General features: G+C 36.6%; 19 protein-coding genes and 4 pseudogenes. 2 read left to right on the forward strand and 21 right to left on the reverse strand.

Annotation, left to right across the window (positions count from 1 at the left end; genetic code table 11):
• Window positions 1-2: 2 nt before the first annotated feature.
• The 14 genes from SB773_RS05210 to SB773_RS05275 form a co-directional block, all read right to left on the reverse strand.
• Window positions 3-782 carry a transporter substrate-binding domain-containing protein gene (locus SB773_RS05210; protein WP_002192550.1) on the reverse strand — a complete coding sequence of 260 codons (780 nt, stop codon included), beginning with the start codon at window positions 780-782 and terminating at the stop codon, window positions 3-5.
• Window positions 783-1,032: 250 nt separating this feature from the next.
• Complete coding sequence (locus SB773_RS05215) at window positions 1,033-1,446, reverse strand: BrxA/BrxB family bacilliredoxin (RefSeq protein WP_002015097.1); 414 nt, start codon at window positions 1,444-1,446, stop codon at window positions 1,033-1,035.
• A 143-nt stretch (window positions 1,447-1,589) separates the two neighbouring features.
• Entirely contained in the window at window positions 1,590-1,997 is a 408-nt protein-coding gene (locus SB773_RS05220) for a YjdF family protein (protein WP_410588891.1), read from the reverse strand.
• Between the two features lie 121 nt (window positions 1,998-2,118).
• Complete coding sequence (locus tag SB773_RS05225; RefSeq protein WP_410588893.1) at window positions 2,119-2,583, reverse strand: NUDIX hydrolase; 465 nt, start codon at window positions 2,581-2,583, stop codon at window positions 2,119-2,121.
• A 69-nt stretch (window positions 2,584-2,652) separates the two neighbouring features.
• Window positions 2,653-3,357 (reverse strand): DUF421 domain-containing protein, encoded by a 705-nt coding sequence (locus SB773_RS05230; protein ID WP_044442653.1) that lies wholly within the window; start codon window positions 3,355-3,357, stop codon window positions 2,653-2,655.
• A gap of 106 nt (window positions 3,358-3,463) precedes the next feature.
• Window positions 3,464-4,642 carry an FtsW/RodA/SpoVE family cell cycle protein gene (locus SB773_RS05235; protein ID WP_002129028.1) on the reverse strand — a complete coding sequence of 393 codons (1,179 nt, stop codon included), beginning with the start codon at window positions 4,640-4,642 and terminating at the stop codon, window positions 3,464-3,466.
• A gap of 340 nt (window positions 4,643-4,982) precedes the next feature.
• Complete coding sequence (locus tag SB773_RS05240) at window positions 4,983-6,302, reverse strand: dihydrolipoamide acetyltransferase family protein (RefSeq protein ID WP_410588896.1); 1,320 nt, start codon at window positions 6,300-6,302, stop codon at window positions 4,983-4,985.
• A 15-nt stretch (window positions 6,303-6,317) separates the two neighbouring features.
• Window positions 6,318-7,301 carry a 3-methyl-2-oxobutanoate dehydrogenase subunit beta gene (bfmBAB, locus tag SB773_RS05245; RefSeq protein ID WP_000290073.1) on the reverse strand — a complete coding sequence of 328 codons (984 nt, stop codon included), beginning with the start codon at window positions 7,299-7,301 and terminating at the stop codon, window positions 6,318-6,320.
• A 13-nt stretch (window positions 7,302-7,314) separates the two neighbouring features.
• On the reverse strand, window positions 7,315-8,316 hold the full coding sequence (gene bfmBAA, locus SB773_RS05250; RefSeq protein WP_000852549.1) for a 3-methyl-2-oxobutanoate dehydrogenase subunit alpha: 1,002 nt from the start codon (window positions 8,314-8,316) through the stop codon (window positions 7,315-7,317).
• Window positions 8,317-8,343: 27 nt separating this feature from the next.
• A complete protein-coding gene (gene lpdA / locus SB773_RS05255; protein WP_002033960.1) occupies window positions 8,344-9,765 on the reverse strand; it encodes a dihydrolipoyl dehydrogenase in 1,422 nt (473 codons plus the stop codon).
• A 4-nt stretch (window positions 9,766-9,769) separates the two neighbouring features.
• On the reverse strand, window positions 9,770-10,873 hold the full coding sequence (buk, locus tag SB773_RS05260; protein ID WP_002088555.1) for a butyrate kinase: 1,104 nt from the start codon (window positions 10,871-10,873) through the stop codon (window positions 9,770-9,772).
• 87 nt (window positions 10,874-10,960) lie between these two features.
• A complete protein-coding gene (locus SB773_RS05265) occupies window positions 10,961-12,061 on the reverse strand; it encodes a leucine dehydrogenase (RefSeq protein ID WP_002015088.1) in 1,101 nt (366 codons plus the stop codon).
• Window positions 12,062-12,096: 35 nt separating this feature from the next.
• Window positions 12,097-12,996, reverse strand: coding sequence for a phosphate butyryltransferase (gene yqiS / locus SB773_RS05270; protein WP_002033959.1), 900 nt, complete (start codon window positions 12,994-12,996; stop codon window positions 12,097-12,099).
• Window positions 12,997-13,191: 195 nt separating this feature from the next.
• On the reverse strand, window positions 13,192-15,264 hold the full coding sequence (locus SB773_RS05275; protein ID WP_410588901.1) for a sigma 54-interacting transcriptional regulator: 2,073 nt from the start codon (window positions 15,262-15,264) through the stop codon (window positions 13,192-13,194).
• A 137-nt stretch (window positions 15,265-15,401) separates the two neighbouring features.
• Between SB773_RS05275 and SB773_RS05280 the strand changes: the two genes are divergently transcribed.
• Window positions 15,402-15,635 carry a DUF2627 domain-containing protein gene (locus SB773_RS05280; RefSeq protein WP_001190193.1) on the forward strand — a complete coding sequence of 78 codons (234 nt, stop codon included), beginning with the start codon at window positions 15,402-15,404 and terminating at the stop codon, window positions 15,633-15,635.
• A gap of 51 nt (window positions 15,636-15,686) precedes the next feature.
• On the opposite strand, the gene SB773_RS05285 is transcribed toward SB773_RS05280, so the two are convergent.
• Complete coding sequence (locus SB773_RS05285; protein WP_002192540.1) at window positions 15,687-16,415, reverse strand: glycerophosphodiester phosphodiesterase; 729 nt, start codon at window positions 16,413-16,415, stop codon at window positions 15,687-15,689.
• 50 nt (window positions 16,416-16,465) lie between these two features.
• On the opposite strand from SB773_RS05285, the gene SB773_RS05290 reads away from it, so the two are divergent.
• Window positions 16,466-16,612, forward strand: coding sequence for a YycC family protein (locus tag SB773_RS05290; RefSeq protein WP_001247671.1), 147 nt, complete (start codon window positions 16,466-16,468; stop codon window positions 16,610-16,612).
• A 240-nt stretch (window positions 16,613-16,852) separates the two neighbouring features.
• Here the strand turns inward: SB773_RS05290 and SB773_RS05295 are convergent.
• The 6 genes and pseudogenes from SB773_RS05295 to SB773_RS05320 all read right to left on the reverse strand — a co-directional run bounded on the left by SB773_RS05295 (window position 16,853) and on the right by SB773_RS05320 (window position 19,623).
• A pseudogene (locus SB773_RS05295) lies at window positions 16,853-17,414 on the reverse strand (PRK06770 family protein).
• Window positions 17,415-17,710: 296 nt separating this feature from the next.
• A pseudogene (locus SB773_RS05300) lies at window positions 17,711-17,806 on the reverse strand (sporulation initiation factor Spo0A C-terminal domain-containing protein); the annotation flags it as partial.
• 234 nt (window positions 17,807-18,040) lie between these two features.
• The gene (locus SB773_RS05305) at window positions 18,041-18,502 is read right to left on the reverse strand and encodes an SMI1/KNR4 family protein (RefSeq protein ID WP_410588903.1); all 462 of its coding nucleotides are present in this window, start codon (window positions 18,500-18,502) and stop codon (window positions 18,041-18,043) included.
• Window positions 18,503-18,518: 16 nt separating this feature from the next.
• Window positions 18,519-18,620, reverse strand: a pseudogene (locus SB773_RS05310) (ADP-ribosylating-like toxin); the annotation flags it as partial.
• A pseudogene (locus tag SB773_RS05315) lies at window positions 18,613-18,987 on the reverse strand (T7SS effector LXG polymorphic toxin); the annotation flags it as partial. The pseudogenes SB773_RS05315 and SB773_RS05310, both read right to left, overlap by 8 nt.
• A gap of 318 nt (window positions 18,988-19,305) precedes the next feature.
• Window positions 19,306-19,623, reverse strand: a complete 318-nt coding sequence (locus tag SB773_RS05320; protein ID WP_233151937.1) for an integrase — start codon at window positions 19,621-19,623, stop codon at window positions 19,306-19,308.
• Window positions 19,624-19,690: the final 67 nt, after the last annotated feature.

Below are 19,690 nucleotides of genomic sequence, written 5' to 3' on the forward strand. Positions count from 1 at the left end.
GCTTATTTTCCGCTGCCAAACCATTTCTTCACTAATTTATCCATTTCTCCATTTTCTTGCATTTTCTTAATTACTTTATTAAATTCTTCTGTTTTATCACTATTTTTCGGAAGAGCAATTGCTGCACCTACTTCTTCTGGTGCTTCTTGAATTTCAATTCCTTGTAGTTCTTTCATTTTTTCTAAATAATTTTTTGCAACTGTGTCTTCTATAATTGCAGCGTCAAAACGACCAGCTTTAATTTCTTGTACGATTTCTGGTATACGGTCACGTCCCTCAGCTTTGAAATCGACTTGTTTCTGAAATTCTTTTGCCTTTTCTTCTTGAATTGATCCTGTTTGTACTCCTACTTTTTTCCCTTTTAAATCTTCTAACGATTTAATATTAGAGCCCTTTTTTGAAACGATCATATTTTTTGCAACAAAATATATATCTGTGAAATCAGCATTATTTTTACGCTCTGCAGTTGGCGTCATACCCGCCATAACGAAATCAACTTTTCCTGAATTAAGAGATGCTAATAATCCGCCGAAATCCATGTCTTTCACTTTCACTTCGTATCCAAGTTCTTTTCCGATATATTTGGCAATATCAACATCAAAGCCGATAATTTCATCACTTTTTGAAGCTTCCACGTATTCATACGGTTTATAGTCTGCTGAAGTCCCCATAACGAGTACTTTTTTATTTTTTCCCGTAGCCTTTTCTTCCCCATTACTACAAGCACTGAACATACTTACAATTAAAATAAGTGCAAACGATATTGATAATAACTTCTTCATCTTTCTTCCCCCTAATAATGTATATTTAAAAGTTTAATAGAATATTTATTCGATGTTTGTATTGTATCAGCACTTTAATTTTTATGCAATATATAAAATAAAAATAAATATAAAAACAGTATTAAAGCTGTTGTTAATGCATAAAAACATGCATAAAATAACAACTCCCTGCATGTTTAATTATTTTAAAAACTAAATAAAAAAGGCGGTACACCCACTTGATTGTGGACGTACCGCCTTTTTCTCTTCCTTATAGTTCTTCGCAATTATCTTCGAAATAAGATTGTAGTTTTGCAATTACTTGCATTGGTTCATGACCTTCAATTTCATGACGTTCTACCATCGTTACAATTTTTCCATCTTTCAATAACGCAAATGATGGAGATGAAGGTGGATATCCTTCAAAATATTCACGAGCTCTTGCTGTTGCTTCTTTATCTTGACCCGCAAATACCGTTACAAGGTGGTTAGGGCGTTTATCATAATGTACGGAATGTGCAGCAGCAGGACGAGCAATGCCACCTGCACAACCACATACAGAGTTTACCATTACAAGTGTTGTACCATTTCTTTTAAATGCTTCTTCGACTGCTTCTGGTGTCGTCAATTCTGTATATCCCGCAGAGACAATCTCTTCACGCGCTTGACGGACAACATCATTCATAAAAAAGTTAAAATTAATCAATCTTTTCCCTCCTCTAATTCTACCTATTTGTATCTTACCAGTTAATGTTTATGAAATACAAGTAAGTTTACTTGTATTTCGGCATAGAAAAGGTGTTAGAGCCCTTGCTCTAACACCTTTTTTTAATGGCCACGATGCTTTTGCTTTGCTTTTTGTACTTTAATTAAACGTCTTCTTTGTTTTTCAGCTTCTCGCTTCTCTTTAGACTGCACTTTCTTTTCTTGTTTATACAATTCATAAGATAAACTAATCGCTTCTTGTGCCTTAGTAAAACGTTTTACATTTACTTCTTTTGCCGCTTGTCGTATGATACGTTTTATATTTTTGGGACGCTGTTTTTCTTTCACTTCCACACTGCATTTTGCAACGTGCTGGAAATATGCTAACATTGGACCATTCACAAATATAAGTACTTCTTCATCTGAAGGTTCCATTCCAAAAATATATCTTGCTCCATACAATTTCCCTTTTTCTTTATGCGTAATAATTCCTACGAAAAATTGACCATCGTGATATACTGTCAAATCCATTGACAGCCCCTCCTTTAAAAAAATTAGAAATACTGGACATCCCGGAGGGGAAGGTTACTGACATAAAATCATGCGTCTGGACTACCGACCAGAACTGTGTTTTTGTATCTCCTTCATTATATTATATCTTATTTCCCATAATTTTCATATATTCACCAATCATTTTTTTATGCGATCCTACAATATAATCAGGTAGCTCTGTTACCGGGAAGAATGTAAGCTGAACCGCTTCTTCTTTATTCATAACAAAGTTCCCTTCGTATTCATCGGTATAATAGGCTGTCGTTACGGATTGAAACTCATCACCGTTTGTTAATTTTGAAAAATAGTTCGCTCCAGAAAATACATTGATTAATCGGAGGTTCTTTACTTCTATTCCTGTCTCTTCATATACTTCACGGTAAGCTGTTTCTTCTGGTGATTCACCAAGCTCCATTAGCCCGCCAGGCAACCCCCATTTTCCGTAAGGCTCTGTTCTTTGCTGTAATAATACATATCCACTTTCATTTATAACGAGTACAACAGCACCAACTAAAATTAAAGGGCGATGACCAACTACTTTTCGTAACTCCTCTACATATCCCATCGTATCCCTCCTTTTTCGTTGTCCACACTATTGTATCATATGTATGAAACGACAAAATGCGTATATTTTTCATTTTTTTAACAAAACATTTATTTTATGCGCTTCATCTACTGTAGCTAACATAATGGATTCGACTTCTGCACTCTTCTCTAGAAATTCTCTCGCCCACTCTTCTGTTTTTCCTACTAAAGCTAGAACATCTTGCTGAATCCTCCCATCCTTTACTAGTACAAAAGAAACTGGAGATCTTCTTCCCGCCACTTTCAGATCAAGCCGCGAAACTGCTTCATATTCTGGATACTGAAATATAGAAACAACACCATTCGCTTCCCACAATGCTAATTTAATCGTTTGAATATCGCTCACATTTCGCATACGAAGTTCCGAAAATAAATATTCCACCGTAATTCTCGCTTTTTTCAAATTGCTAAAATCAATGGAACCATTATGTATAAGAATAATAGGTGCTGGCTCTAAAAAGCGTCTCCATCTATCCCATTTCAACATTAAGACTGAGCTTATAATGTGAAGTACAACGAGTATGAACGTTGTAATCATCGAGCCGAGTAACCCCACTTTTTCATCAGATAATGCGTTAGAAATATTCCCACCAAGCAATAATACTAATACGACATCTAAAAAACGAAGTTGTGCGATGGACCTTTGCCCCATCGCTTTCGCAACTAATATTAAAAATATGTATGCTATGATAGCTCGAATAACCCATTCACTATTAGATAGATGCCGTGCTCCTTCAAAAATATGCATATGCATCACTTTGCACTCCTTACCCGTCTCAAACTGCTATTCTGTCTTAGTTTGCAACGTTTAAGGGCATATATGTAAAAAAGCTAGTTCGTTTTTACACGAACTAGCTTTTTTACTTAACTGAAAACATATATTTTTTATACGTTTTCCGTACCGATAATATGAGCCCCATCATAATCATATTCGAAAATAAGGAACTTCCCCCATATGATAAGAACGGTAATGCAATCCCTTTTACAGGCATTAATCCAACGATCATACCGATATTTTGGAATATTTGAACCGTTAATATTCCGATTGATCCAGCACATAATAATGTACCAAATAAATTATCAGCAGAATAACCGATAATAATTGTTCGATATAGTAGTAATAGGAACAAGAACACAACTAACGCCGCTACTATAAATCCACCTTCTTCGGCAATTGTAGCGAAAATAAAGTCAGTGTGTTTCTCTGGAATATAGACGTTCCCTTCACCGAATCCTTTCCCTTCCATACCTCCACTACCTACAGCTAAAATCGATTGCTGTGTTTGATAGCCTTCATTTGCATTCTCAAATGGATTTAGCCAACCTATAATACGTGATTGTTGGTGAGGTTTTAACAAAGTAACTAATTTATTAAAGAAGAAATCTGGATATTTTACAAATATAAATATTAATGTAGACAATATGGTCACCGGAATGACTGTACATAACGCAATTAATTTCTTTTGAATTCCTGACATAAATAAAATACATGCGATAGCTGCTGCATATAAGAACACCATACCTGTATCCGGTTGGCTATATACAACGGCCATAGGCGGGAGGGATACTAGCATAATTTTACCTACTAATTGTAAATCCGTTTGGAATGTCCTTGCCATATACTGTGCATTATGCTTCACTGCTATACTTGCTACTACAAGAAGCAATGCGATTTTGAAAAACTCGGATGGCTGAATTTGTCCAAGTACTGGAAAAACGAACCACCTTTTTGCCCCTAACTTTTCAGGTGTGAAACCTGATGGTGGTAATACTTTCAAAAGAATAAGTGAAGCAAACCCAGCAATATAAAGCGGCCAAGACAATTTTTGCAACTGATCTAAGTCGATGCTAGCAACAAGAAGTAACAATACAACCCCAATTATGTAGTTAACTCCCTGCTTCATAGCAAAGTTTGCATCTCCATACTGTCCGGTTTGCTGACTGCTATATATAGCAGTTATACTTATAACACAAAATGCACACAAAATTAAAATTAATTTTACATCTAAACTTTTTAGAAACTCGGTACTTCTTTTCATGACATCCTCCTGAAACATTGTTACAGCAAAATAAAAAACCAGGAGTCAACATTCTTCATGTTTTGACGACTGATTACACATTATCTATAAAACACTTATATAGAATAACTCTCTTTTTCATACAATACAATATATTATACTACAGTTTCATCAGTAAGATTTGCCAAAAAAATTATTCTTTTCTTATTTTATATCTATATACCATATATCAGCAATGTATTTTCGTAAATTCCTAATACATAATCGTTCATTGTAAGATTACTGGGAAAAGTTTTGTACATATAGTAGGATGCAGATGAAGAAATAAGATGATAAAAAGCTCGCATAAGCGAGCTTTTTATTAATATACAGATGTATTGTTTTCTGACGTATTTTCTAAAATTTCTTTTACACGTCCTAAGAACTTACCACAAATTAAGCCATCTAGTACACGGTGATCAAGTGATAAACATAAGTTAACCATGTCGCGAGCACCGAACATACCATTATCCATAATTACTGGGCGTTTTACAATTGATTCAACTTGTAAAATAGCCGCTTGTGGGTAATTAATAATACCCATAGATTGAACAGAACCGAATGATCCTGTGTTATTAATTGTAAATGTTCCACCTTGCATTTCGTCCGCTTTTAACGATTTCGTACGTACTTTTCCTGCAAGCTCTGTAATTTCACGAGCGATGCCTTTAATCGTTTTTTCGTCCGCGTGCTTAATTACTGGTACAAATAGTTCTTCCTCTGTTGCAACAGCGATAGAAAGGTTAATGTCCTTCTTCTGAACGATTTTATCGCCAGCCCACATTGAGTTAATTTGAGGATATTCTTTTAACGCTTGTGCTACTGCTTTTACGAAGAAAGCAAAGAACGTTAAGTTAAAGCCTTCACGCTTTTTGAAATCGCCTTTAATTGAGTTACGGTATGATACAAGGTTTGTCACATCTACTTCAATCATCATCCAAGCATGAGGTGCCTCATGTTTACTGCGTAACATATTTGCTGCAATTGCTTTACGCACACCTGTTACCGGAATCTCGATATCTCCAGGCATTGTCGGCACAGAAACTGGTTTTGCAGCTTCTACTTTTTGCGCTACCGGTGCTACTGCCGCTGATTTTGGTGCTTCTGGACGCTCTGCTACTGCAACAACTTCCTCTTTCTTCGCACCTGCTTGCGGAATATTTCCAGATTCCACTAGCTTTAAAATATCTTTACGAGTGATACGGCCATTTGCTCCCGTACCTTCTACTAAATCTAAATCAACATTATGCTCACCTGCAAGTTTTAAAACAGCTGGTGAAAAACGTGGTTTTCCATCAGTTGGTTGTTTTGCTTTCGGTGCTTTTTCAGACGTAGCTACTTCTGCCTTTGGTTCTTCTTTTGTTTTTTCCTCAACAGCTGTCGCTGCTACTTCATCTGCGCCTTCTACTTGAATAACACAAACTACTTCACCTACAGCTAACGTCTCACCTTCACCAGCGATTAATTCTTTCACAATACCAGTGAAAGAAGATGGTACTTCAGCATTTACTTTATCAGTCATTACTTCTGCAAGCGGATCATACTTGTTTACGTGATCGCCAACATTAACGAGCCATTTACTAATTGTACCCTCTGTAACGCTCTCCCCGAGCTGAGGCATTGTGATATTTTCTACAGCCATGTATAGTCCCCCCGATTAAAATTCCGCAAGTTCACGCATTGCTTTTTCAACTTTATCTGGATTTACCATAAAGAATTTTTCCATTGTTGGTGCATACGGCATTGCTGGAACGTCTGGACCTGCAAGACGTGCGATTGGCGCATCTAAATCAAACAGACAGTTTTCAGCAATAATTGCTGCCACTTCACTTATAATACTTCCTTCTTTATTGTCTTCTGTTACAAGAAGAACTTTACCTGTTTTAGAAGCTGCTTCAATGATTGCTTCTTTATCTAATGGATATACAGTACGTAAATCAAGAACATGTGCAGAGATGCCATCTTGCGCTAACTTTTCAGCTGCTTGAAGAGCAAAGTGAACACATAATCCGTACGTGATAACAGTAATATCATCACCTTCGCGTTTTACATCTGCTTTTCCGATTGGTAATACGTAATCATCCTCTGGCACTTCACCTTTAATTAAGCGATATGCACGCTTATGCTCAAAGAATAATACTGGATCTTCATCACGAATTGCTGCTTTTAATAAACCTTTTGCATCATATGGTGTAGAAGGAATAACAATTTTTAAACCTGGTTGGTTCGCAAACATCGCTTCCACAGATTGTGAATGATACAATGCACCGTGAACACCGCCGCCAAATGGCGCACGAATTGTAACTGGACAAGTCCAATCGTTATTAGAACGATAACGAATTTTTGCTGCCTCAGAAACAATTTGGTTTACTGCTGGCATGATGAAATCAGCAAACTGCATTTCAGCGATTGGACGCATACCATACATTGCCGCACCAATTGCTACCCCAGCAATTGCAGATTCTGCAAGCGGTGCATCAAGCGCACGATCTTCACCAAATTGATCATATAATCCGTGTGTCGCTTTAAATACGCCACCTTTTTTACCAACATCTTCACCTAAAACAAATACTTTCTCATCGCGTTCCATTTCTTCGCGCATTGCTAATGTAATAGCATCAATATAAGACATTACAGCCATGAAACGTTCCCCCCTATTCTGCGTATACGTGCTTCAATGCATCTTCAGGTGCTGCATACGGAGCATTTTCTGCATATTCTGTTGCTTCATTTACGATATGCATAATTTCGTCTAACATTTGTTTTTCAAATTCCTCAGTTAACACGCCAGCTTCTTTTAAATAAGCTGCAAATGTTATAATTGAATCTTTTTTCTTTGCTTCTTCTACTTCTTCTTTATCACGATAAACACGATCATCGTCGTCACTAGAATGTGCTGTTAAACGATATGATACTGTTTCAATTAAAGTTGGGCCTTCACCACGACGGCCGCGGTCTGCTGCCTCTTTTACAGCTTTATATACTGCAAGCGGATCGTTTCCGTCTATTGTATATCCAGGCATACCGTAACCAATTGCACGGTCTGATACGTTTTTACATGCTAATTGTTTTTCAACTGGAATAGAGATTGCGTATTTATTATTTTCACACATGAAAATAACAGGTAGTTTGTGTACACCAGCAAAGTTTGCTCCTTCATGGAAGTCACCTTGGTTTGAAGAGCCTTCTCCGAATGTAACGAACGTTACTAAATCTTTCTTCTCCATTTTTCCAGCTAGTGCAATACCAACTGCATGTGGTACTTGCGTTGTTACTGGTGATGATCCTGTAACAATACGATTTTTCTTTTGACCGAAGTGACCAGGCATTTGACGACCACCAGAGTTTGGATCTCCAGCTTTTGCGAAAGCAGACAACATAAGCTCTTTAGCTGTCATACCAAACGCTAGTACAACACCCATATCACGGTAGTATGGTAATGCATAATCTTTCTCTCTATCAAGAGCGAACGCCGCTCCAACTTGTGCAGCCTCTTGTCCTTGACAAGAAATTACGAATGGAATTTTACCTGCACGGTTTAATAACCACATACGTTCGTCAATTTTACGTGCAAGTAACATCGTACGGAACATTTCTAATACTTGCTCATCACTTAAGCCAAGCTCTTCATGGCGCTTTTCTTTTACTTCTGCCATTTTTCATAACCTCCTAAATCCACATTTTTATGCGTGTAACGCTCTTCCATCTACAGCAAGTGCAGCTTCACCAATCGCCTCAGATAATGATGGATGCGGATGAATTGTATGTGCTACTTCCCAAGGTGTTGCATCAAGTACTCTTGCAAGACCAGCTTCAGAAATCATATCTGTTACATGTGGTCCGATCATATGAACACCGAGAATGTCATTTGTTTCTTCATCAACTACAAGTTTTACAAAACCGTCTGATTCTCCGTATACAAGTGCCTTTCCGATTGCACGGAATGAGAACTTACCGACTTTTAACTTATAGCCTTTTTCTTTTGCTTCTTGTTCTGTTAAGCCGACAGAAGCAACTTCTGGACTACTATATACGCATTTTGATACCATAGAATAATCAATTGGTGTAACTTCTTTACCAGCGATATGTTCTACTGCAACAATTCCTTCATGAGAAGCAACGTGAGCAAGTTGCAAGCCACCGATTACATCTCCAATTGCGTAAATATGAGATTCCTTCGTTTGATAAAACTCATTTGTTTGAATGTATCCTTTTTCCACAACAATATCTGTGTTCTCTAAGCCCATATTTTGCGTATTCGCTTGTCTTCCGACAGATACAAGCATTTTTTCTGCTTTAAATGCTTTGTTCTCACCGTTATGTTCAGCTTGAATTGTTACTCCATTATCTTTTACCAATGTTTCTGGTAATACTTTTGCACCAGTTACCACTTTAATACCTTTTTTCTTGAATAGACGTTGCATTTCTTTTGAAACGTCATTATCTTCTAGTGGTAATATGTTTTTCGCATATTCTAATACAGTAACTTCTACACCGAAGTCAGCAAGCATAGATGCCCACTCAATACCAATTACACCGCCACCAACGATAATGATTGAGCTAGGAAGCGTTTCCATTTTTAGGGCATGATCCGAAGACATTACATACTCTCCGTCTAACTCTAATCCTGGTAATGAATTTGGACGAGAACCTGTTGCAACAAGCACATTTTTTGGAATTAACATTTCATTCTCTTCTCCACTTGCAAGTTCAACTGAAATTGTACCTGGCATTGGAGAGAAAATAGATGGGCCAAGAATACGGCCAATACCTTCAAACACATCAATTTTACCTTGTTTCATTAAATGCTGAACGCCTTTATGAAGCTGCGTTACAATCTTCTCTTTACGCTCTTGTACTTTAGCAAAGTTTAGTTCTACATTACTTGCAATAACTCCGAACTCTTCTCCTTTTTTAGCAGTTGCGTATACTTCCGCACTACGTAAAAGAGCTTTACTAGGAATACATCCTTTGTGTAAACAAGTACCACCAAGATTTTCTTTTTCAACAAGTGCAGTTTTTAACCCTAGTTGTGATGCACGAATAGCAGCAACATATCCACCAGTACCGCCGCCAACGATGACTAAATCATATTCTCTTGCCATTATCTCAACCCCTAGCTACTGTTTGTTTTTCTCGTACAATATATTCTTTTGGAGCTTCTTCTTCACGTAATACACGAAGTGCTCCTTCTGCTAACGCTTGTAATTCATCTTCTCCTGGATGTACGATAACATCTGCAATCCAGTGAACACGTTCTTTTATTTCATCGACAAGAATTTTACTGTATGCAAGTCCACCAGTTAATACGATTGCATCGATTTTCCCGTGAAGTACAGCACTAGCTCCGCCAATCTCTTTTGCAACTTGATACGCCATTGCTTTATAAATAAGAGTTGCTTCAGGGTCACCTTTTTCAACCATTTGTTCTACTTTAATTGCATCGTTTGTACCGATAAGACTTACAAGTCCACCTTGTCCGACAAGTTTTTTAACCATTTCGTCTCGGTAATACTCACCAGAAAAACACATTTCAACTAATTGTCCTACTGGTACTGTACCAGCACGCTCTGGACTAAATGGTCCTTCTCCGTTTAAGCCATTATTCACATCGATAACTTTTCCTTTTTTATGAGCACCAACTGTAATACCGCCGCCCATATGTGTAACTAATAAATTTAAATCCTCGTATTTGTGGTTTAATTCATCTGCTACTTTACGAGCAACCGCTTTTTGGTTTAATGCATGGAAAATACTTTTACGTTCCATACCGGCAATACCGCTAATACGAGCAATCGGTTCCATTTCATCTACAACGACAGGATCCACAATGAATGCAGGAATATTTAATCCAGAAGCGATTTCATAAGCTAGAATGCCTCCGAGATTTGAAGCGTGATGACCGCTAAATCCATTTTTTAAATCTTCTAACATCGCATCGTTTACTGTATACGTACCGCCTTCGATTGGACGAAGTAATCCACCACGCCCACAAACAGCGTTTAATTTTGAAATGTTAATACCATGAGAATGTAGAACTTCTAAAATCGTTTCTTTACGAAACTCATATTGGTCGATAATTCGCTTATATTTTCCAATCTGTTCTACGTCATGACGAATAGTTTCTTCTAGAACGGGTCTTTCATTATCAAAAACACCAATCTTTGTGGATGTACTACCTGGGTTAATAACAAGAATTCGATTTACAGACAATGTTGCTACCTCCACTAATAAATTTAAAAGGAAGTGGAAACCTCATAAGAGGTAACCACACCTTTTGTAAAAGTTATATATGAATGATTAGCGACGGCTAATAATGTCGTGACCGTTGCGTAAGTATGTGCTACGAGAGTTTTTCAAGCTTGCAATGCGCTCTTCAGCTAGACGATCTGCTGCTACATAAGTTGCTATGCCATCGCGTTTTGAAATTTCGATTACTTTTGCAATTGTGTCATAAATAGACTCAACACGTTTTAATGCACGTTCTCTATTGTATCCATATAATTCGTCTGCTACGTTAATTACGCCACCTGCATTAATAACATAGTCTGGTGCGTATACAATACCCATTTCATGAATAAGGTCGCCGTGACGATCTTCTTTTAATTGATTATTTGCAGAACCTGCGATTACTTTTGCTTTAAGTTGTGGAATAGTTTCATCATTAACTGTTGCGCCTAATGCACATGGTGCGTAAATATCACATTCAACACCGTAAATTTCATTTGGCTCAACTGCTGTTGCACCGAATTCTTCTACTGCACGTTGTACAGCTTCTTTATTAATATCTGTAACGATTAATTTTGCTCCTTCAGCGTGTAAATGTTTGCATAGGTGATATGCTACATTACCAACACCTTGAATAGAAATTACTCTTCCTTCTAGGTTATCTGTACCAAATGCTTCTTTTGCAGCTGCTTTCATACCACGGTAAACACCGTATGCAGTTACTGGAGATGGGTTACCAGAAGAACCGAATGATGGTGAAATCCCTGTTACAAAATCAGTTTCCTCATGGATAATATCCATATCATCTACTGTTGTACCAACATCTTCAGCTGTAATGTAACGTCCGTTTAGTCCTTGAATGTAGCGTCCTAATGCACGGAACATCGCTTCGCTTTTATCTTTACGTGGATCACCGATAATTACTGTTTTTGCACCACCTAAGTTTAAACCAGCTGCTGCATTTTTGTATGTCATCCCTTTTGCAAGACGCAATGCATCTTCAATCGCCGCTTCTTCAGAATCATATGTCCACATTCTTGTTCCACCAAGAGCTGGTCCAAGTGTTGTATCATGGATTGCAATGATTGCTTTTAAACCAGATTCTTTATCTTGACAAAATACCACTTGCTCATAATCATATTTTTCTAAGTATTCGAAGATTTCTAATGTCATTGTCGTTTCCCCCTAATTGTTTTACCCTATTTGGTTTATTTTGAAGCAGTCGCAACTGCCAATGCTAATGAATATACTTTTGTTTCTGCTGAATCAGCACGTGATGTTAAAACAATCGGTGCTTTAGCGCCAGCAATCATCGCTCCTACCTTTGCATTTGCAAAATAGACGAGTGATTTATATAGCACATTTCCAGCTTCAATCGTTGGGACGAGTAAAATGTCTGCCTTACCTGCTACATCACTTACTATGCCTTTATGTTCTGCTGCAATTTGTGATACTGCATTATCTAAAGCAAGTGGTCCATCAACGACACAATTTTTAATTTGTCCGCGGCGATTCATTTGAGTTAACATCGCTGCATCAATTGTCGCTTGCATCGCAGGATTAACAACCTCTACCGCTGCAATTGGCGCTACCTTTGGCAAATCAATTCCTATTGCCTGGGCAACTTCTACAGTATTTTGTATAATAGCAGCTTTTTGTGTTACATCAGGTGCAATGTTCATCGCTGCGTCTGTAACAAAAATAAGACGATCGTAATTTGGAACTTCAAACGCTGCAACATGTGAAAGCACGCTGCCCTTACGAAGTCCCCACTCTTTATTTAATACAGCTTTCAAAATATTTGCTGTTGGGATGTTCCCCTTCATTAGCACATCTGCTTCGCCATTGCTTACAGATTTAACAGAAAGTTCTGCAGCCTCAGCACTTGACGCTGCTGCAATCACTTCAATATGTTCTGAAGTTTGTAACCCATGCTCTTGTAGCATCCCTATTATTTTCTCTTGATTTCCATATAGACGAAATTGAGCTAGCTGTAACTTGATTGCTTTCGCTACAGCTTCAATTACTTCATGATCTTCAGCTACTGCTACAGCCACAGTTTTTTTAGGCTGTCCTGCTGCTTGATCAATTAAGTGTTCTAACTTCATATTTTGTAATCAACCCTTTCCGTCGTCCCTCGTCTATTCATTAAGCAAATACCGTGCCAACTTTCAAAAGTGGTCTTACCAATAATGAAAACGCATTCAAAATGCAGTAAAATCAATACCTTAGAAAACGACGAAATATTCTGTCTCGTTTTGTCGCTTTTTGTATACCACGCAATAAATTGCACGGTACGCAATTTATTGCATGCTATTTTTTGCACAGTCATACTTTTCTAGCTTGTAATATAAGTTTCGAACTGAAATTCCTAACGCTTTTGCAGTCTTCGTTTTGTTCCCATCAAATTTCTCTAAATATTCACGGATAATATTCCCCTCAAATTCTGTCACTAGGTGTTCAAGGGCCTTCTCTTCTAATTCAGTTAATAAATTATTTTGTTTCGTCTCTACTTGTTCTTCTTTATGTAAAGGCGGTAAATGATGTACATCAATATATATCTCGTTATAATTCATAAAGATAATAGCTCGTCCTAAAATATTTTCAAGTTCCCTAACATTCCCTGGCCATTCATATGATTGTAAATACGAAACGGCTGAATCGGTGAGTCCTTCTACATTACGACCATAATCTTGATTAATTTTTTGAATTAACCTTTCTGCAATCGCTGGTATATCTCCTTTACGCTGACGAAGGGAAGGAATTTGAATCGGGATTTTATTTAAACGATAATATAAGTCCTCTCGGAAATTCCCTTCTAAAATAGCTTTTTCTAAATTCACATGCGTCGCAGCGATCACTCGAACATTAATAGGTATCGCTTTCGTTCCCCCTACTTTCACAATTTCTTTTTCTTGTAGCACACGAAGGAGCTTCGCTTGCGTATTTGCAGATAACTCTCCGATTTCATCTAAAAAAACACTTCCATTATTCGCTTCTTCAAAGAATCCTCGTTTCCCGCCTCTTTTCGCTCCAGAAAACGCGCCTTCCTCATAACCGAATAATTCACTTTCTAATAAGGTCTCAGAAATAGCAGCACAGTTTACTCGTACAAACTTATTGTATTTTCGATTACTACTGTTATGAATAGCGTGTGCAAATAACTCTTTCCCCGTACCAGATTCCCCTCTAAGCAATACTGTTGCCGGTGTATTCGCTCCAAGTTTTGCTTGTTCAATAGCTGCCGTCGTTTCATCTGAATCACCAACAATATCATCAAATGAATATTTTGCTTCTAACGTTCGAATAATTTGTCTTGCCCTATTCAATTCATTTGTTAACTTTTGAATTTCTGATACATCGCGAATTACCCCGACGCTCCCTTTCAATATTCCATCGACAATAACCGGTGCTACGTTTACAATTACATCTCGCTTTTTTTGCCCAATCTTCATATGTATTCCTCGTACCGCTCGGCGCGTCCGAAGTACTTTCATATGCATACTTTCACCTTCCACAATATCAGTTGTAGCCGGCTTCCCAATAATTTCTTCTTCAGTCAAACCCGTTAACTTCGTATAAGCAGGGTTTATAACTAGTCCTCTTCCTTTCTCATCAACAACCGAAATTGCTTCCTCAGATGAGTTAATAATCGCCTCAAGTAGCGTTTGAATTTCTTTTAAGTCTGTAACTTCTTCCGCTAAATCTACAACTTCTGTAATGTCTTTAAAAATCGCAAATGCCCCTTGAACCTCTCCACCTTCTTTTAATATCGGAATACGCGTTGTAATAATCTTTTTTTCATTCTCTAACGTCAGTTCATGATTCACTTCTATTTTTTTCGTGCGTATAATACGAAGCAACTTACTCGTTGGAATAACTTCTAAAATATATTTCCCTATCGCTTCCTCTTTTTTATATCCAGTAATACGCTCTGCGCTTTTATTAAACAGACGAACTTGTCCCTCTTGGTCTATAACAATCATACCGTCATGCGTTGAATTTAAAATTAAATTCCCTTGTTGCGTCTGTTCTTCTAGCTTTCCAATTAAGCTTTCCTTCTCATGCGCTAGTCTCGTAACAATTTTTGCAATATCCCCTGGTATAAGAAGGGTGTCTTTATGCTTGCTTCCCAATAAAACTTTATGTAAATCATAATCACCTGTCATATCAAACATTACATCAATATGCATAGAAAGAAACGGAGTTACACTATCACCAATCGGAACCCCATATTCCTTTGCGATTTGTAATCCTTTCGCAATTGGATTAATATCAATAACCCCTATAATTTGAAATATATTCGAATTTTGCAACAGACTCAGCAGTGTACTCCCACCTTCACCTGCTCCAACAATTAACACATTTTGTTTCATACATTACACTTCCTCTCGAAGTATCTCTGCAAAATTTTTCACATTCTTATCTTACTCGTTCAGCAACCTCTTGACAAACCCCCATTCCATATAACATCATTAAAATACACAAAATAATCTGAAAAGGAGCGTTATGTATGCAGCGTTACCTCGCTCTATTATTAGCACTCATCCCCATTTCATTAGCCGTGCTTGGTATTAAACTAATGAGAGATACTGTATTTGGGATTTTGTTCTCCCCAATCCCTATATTATGGTTACAATTTTTAATCGGCGCTCTTTGCTTCGCACTCGGGTTTTATATTTTCGGCGGCTTCGTCTTACACAGAGATCGTAAGAGAAATAAAGTACAAGCACGCTTCAGAAGATAAGTCAAAGTTTTCACATATCATAAATAAAAAATGAGACCATTATATTAGGTCTCATTTTTTTATCGGTAATAAAGTTCTTGCTGTTTCAGGATAATCAGTAATAATCGCTGATATATTCATATCAAAATATTTACGCATAAGCGTTTCTTCATTTATCGTGTAAGGACGAACCTCCACACCACTTTCCATCGTTAATTCAGCGATGGCATCTTGAAGATAACGATAATTCGGATGTACTGCAGTAGCACCCATCTTTTTTGCATATGCCCACGGGCTATGCAAACCTTCACGATACAAAATAGCTGTTTGAATATCAGGAGCCATCAAATGACATTTTTTCATACTGTAGTGATTAAACGAAGAAAATATAACACGATCCTCTAGACTAAACTTACGTACAAGTGTTATAACCTCTTCTTCTAAACCTCTGTATGGGATTTTATTATTTTTCAGTTCAATATTGAGTAGCAATTTCGTTTTTGCGAGCCATTCTAACACCTCTTCTAGAAGAGGTATTTTGCAAAAACCTACTTTGTCACCGAATTTATAACTCGCATCCAACTTACATAAATCCTCATATAAATAATTTCGAACCGCACCTTTTCCATTTGTTGTCCGATCCACCGTTTCATCATGAATAACGACAACTTTTCCATCTTTCGTGAATTGAACATCGAGTTCAATTCCATCTGCCCCGAAAGCCTCCGCCGCTTCAAATGAAATCATTGTATTTTCCGGATACGTTCCCGCTGCACCACGATGTGCAAATATAAGAGTCATCCTCACTCCCCCAATCTTATGCTATACTATACGAAAAAGGAGGTACTTCTATGAGACCATTACAAATTTCTCCAGACACTGCAGTCCGTCTATCAAAAGCGTTAGGTGTTCCACTTGAACAACTTATGCATATGCCACAGCATATTTTAATCCAAAAGTTAGTTGAATTAGAAAAACAAAATAAAGACGAAGAATAATATAGTCCTGTTTTGCAGGGCTTTTTATTATCATCTATTATATCATGGATGACTTCCCCGCTAAAATCCTTTAACAGATGTACTACGATGCGATTTAGCCTTTACTTCATCATTTAATAATGAATTATATATCTTCTTTTTTGTTACAAGTCATAAAGAAAGCAGAATATTTATTCACAAGTCACCATTGCCCCCTTAAAGCAAGGTAATAAAAAAACTAGAAGCCCTTCATATTATTTTTTATTGAACGTGCGGAGTATCCCCTGATTCGTATAGTTCTTTCGCTTTTTCCTCCCCGAATGTAGTTAAAATAATGTTGCTCTTCTACCGCATCCATCGCTCTAGTGGCTTTACAAACATTACCCTCTTGAGCATCCGAGAAAAAATTGTGATCTTCTACAATTTTACTAAAATCTTTTTTCGCCCATCTATCAGCAATTGCTACAAGCTCATTTTTCTTCGCAAAACTACTCTTATTTATGATTTTTTTTAATTTTTCAGCGTTATTTTGAATCATTGGGATGGATCCCGATTTTCGTTCTGCCACTACTTTTTGATGAGTCATGTGATACATCGCTGTAATGACTTCGCTTTCAGTAGAATTTTCAGTAACATACACATCAACAAAGACTCCATCTACCTCTCTACCTACTATCGTTGAGTCTTCTTTTTTATCTATTTGAGCATTTACTTCTTTATCTACTGGATTATCGGCAAGCTCTAACATTCCAAATGTAACTGCAACAGCAAGAACTCCCATAGCTGCTACTATTCCTAGCCAAGTTAATATTTTGTTTTTCATTTTCCTTCTCCCTCTGTATACCTATTTAATTACCTTAAAAAACTCACTTATATGTAATATTACTAAAAACAGGTTTTATTTTCCATAATATCAAACAACCCTTTTATCTACCCAAATAATTTTGATAAAATCGATATCACTTCTCCCTCTTTTTCTCAACAAAATAAAAAGACCAACGAATTCTAAAATTCATTGGTCATTAAATAAAAGTTTATTGGTTTTAAAATTGATATCGAGTATAAATTTCAAGAATTATTAAGCTCTACTAAAACTTAAATCCCTTACTACTTTTCCTCTCAGCTAGCCTTATGTTCAAGTCTTAGCTTATCCGCAACCATTGCGATGAACTCGGAATTCGTAGGTTTTGCTTTTGACATGGATACTGTATAACCGCCGCTATATCAAGGCATTGTATATTTCATAACTATCATTAAATGCTTCTATTTATTGGTTAGAAGTGCAAAATTTATCGCTTATCTAAATTTGATTGTACCATCTATTCAAAGTACCTTCAATAAAAAAAAGGTAATGGACATTATAAAAGCTTATGCAAGTTATACATAAGCTTTTTTACTCATGATTAGATATTTTTCAAATCCTACACCTTACAGCAAGTCTTAAAAAGATTAAATATAATAGTCAGGATTTTCATCCATTTTTATTAAAAATTCTTCTAAAGAATCCGCTATTTCCGTTGAATCATAATATATAGGACATTGACCTAATTCATTTTCCTGCTTAAATTTAATTGTTAAAAAGCTAATCTCTGATACTTCAAAAAATACTAGTGATTCTTCATCATCGACATCGTCGAAATCAGGATTATATTCATAAATATCTTGTCTTAAACGAAAATCTGCAACAGAAAACGGGTCCATGAATCTGTTAATAAGAGTCTTATTAGTCTTTAAAAATCCATAGCCAATTTCCTCATAGAAACGTTTTAGTTCTTTTGGGAATTGCATTTTCAACAAATCTTCTGCTTCTGCTTCTGCTATCTCTTCTTTTGGTAAAGGATAAAAAATAGGTGTTTGATTAGATTTAACACTCTCGTCTGCTACAATGTGTTTTTTCAAAAAATTAAACATGTTTTAATTACCTCCGTTATTTATTTTTAAAGATTTCTCTTGAAATTTTATCTTTCCCGTGTATTCCACCTTGATGTTCATTAGGATATTTAGCTGGGTGCATATTCCACCATTCGTGGGATTGGCATAGCTTGACTGATGGCTTCCATATTTGCTTTCATTCGGTCAATTTCTCGAATTTGTTCTAATATTTCTTGTTCGATTACATCTGTCGAAGCGACTTGTGATTGAAATTGACTTGGAAAAGCATCATTCTGACGAATTAACTCTTCACACAGATAAATGATTCCTTGTGCTAAAGGAAGAAAGGTTTGTACAAAAAATGATTTTGCACTGCTATAAGTTTGTCCTTGTAGAACAGTATCAATTGCAAAGGCGTCAATCGACTGAATGACTTGTTCCATGCCTTGAATGGTAGCGATACATACAGCATTCATGCTTTGATTCTGATTCTGTACTTCTCCCAAATACATATTTAAACTCATGCATTGACCTCCCTTGCCAATTGTTTCTGTTGATAGGAAAAGTCACTTTTCATTTGAACCATAATACCCCTTCTTTTCCTAGTATTTCATAAGAAAATTATACCACTCTTAATTATTGCACTGTTCTAAATACTTGGTTTTTAATGAAAATTTAATTCACCTCCTTTAAAAAGGAGGTGAATTAACTAGTTTTCTTCTATATAAATAAAAGGAACATATACGGCGGTCCTTTCAAAATATCCCCTTCCTTAACTTCTCCTTGGCAGACTCAAGGATTCGCCTCACTTTCTCAGGGTGATTTATACCGTATAAACACCCTTAATCTCTATATGATAAATGTGGGCTTTCTAAATACGTTGTTATTAAATTTGCTTCAGTATTATCACAATACTGTTCTATAATATTGCGAAGATAATTAGCAATCGTTGTTTCACTAATGGTCTTTCCATAATCAGTTCTACGTGTTGGATAATTAATTTGTTCACTAGCTGTATTAGATGTAAATGTGTATTTACCACGTTCCCTTAAATATTTAATATACGTCCGAATATGAAGAGGTTTTACCTTATCAACATCCGTAACTTTTAATTCTCTTTCTAAATATGAAGCAAATAACTTAGATGCTTTGCATCGCAATGAAGCAAAAAGTTTTCAGCATTCATCTGAAAGTTATTCATACAACAAAAAAACCTCCTAGCTATTG

The sequence above is a fragment of the Bacillus sp. SIMBA_074 genome, from assembly GCF_046534555.1.
GTDB lineage: Bacteria > Bacillota > Bacilli > Bacillales > Bacillaceae_G > Bacillus_A > Bacillus_A mycoides.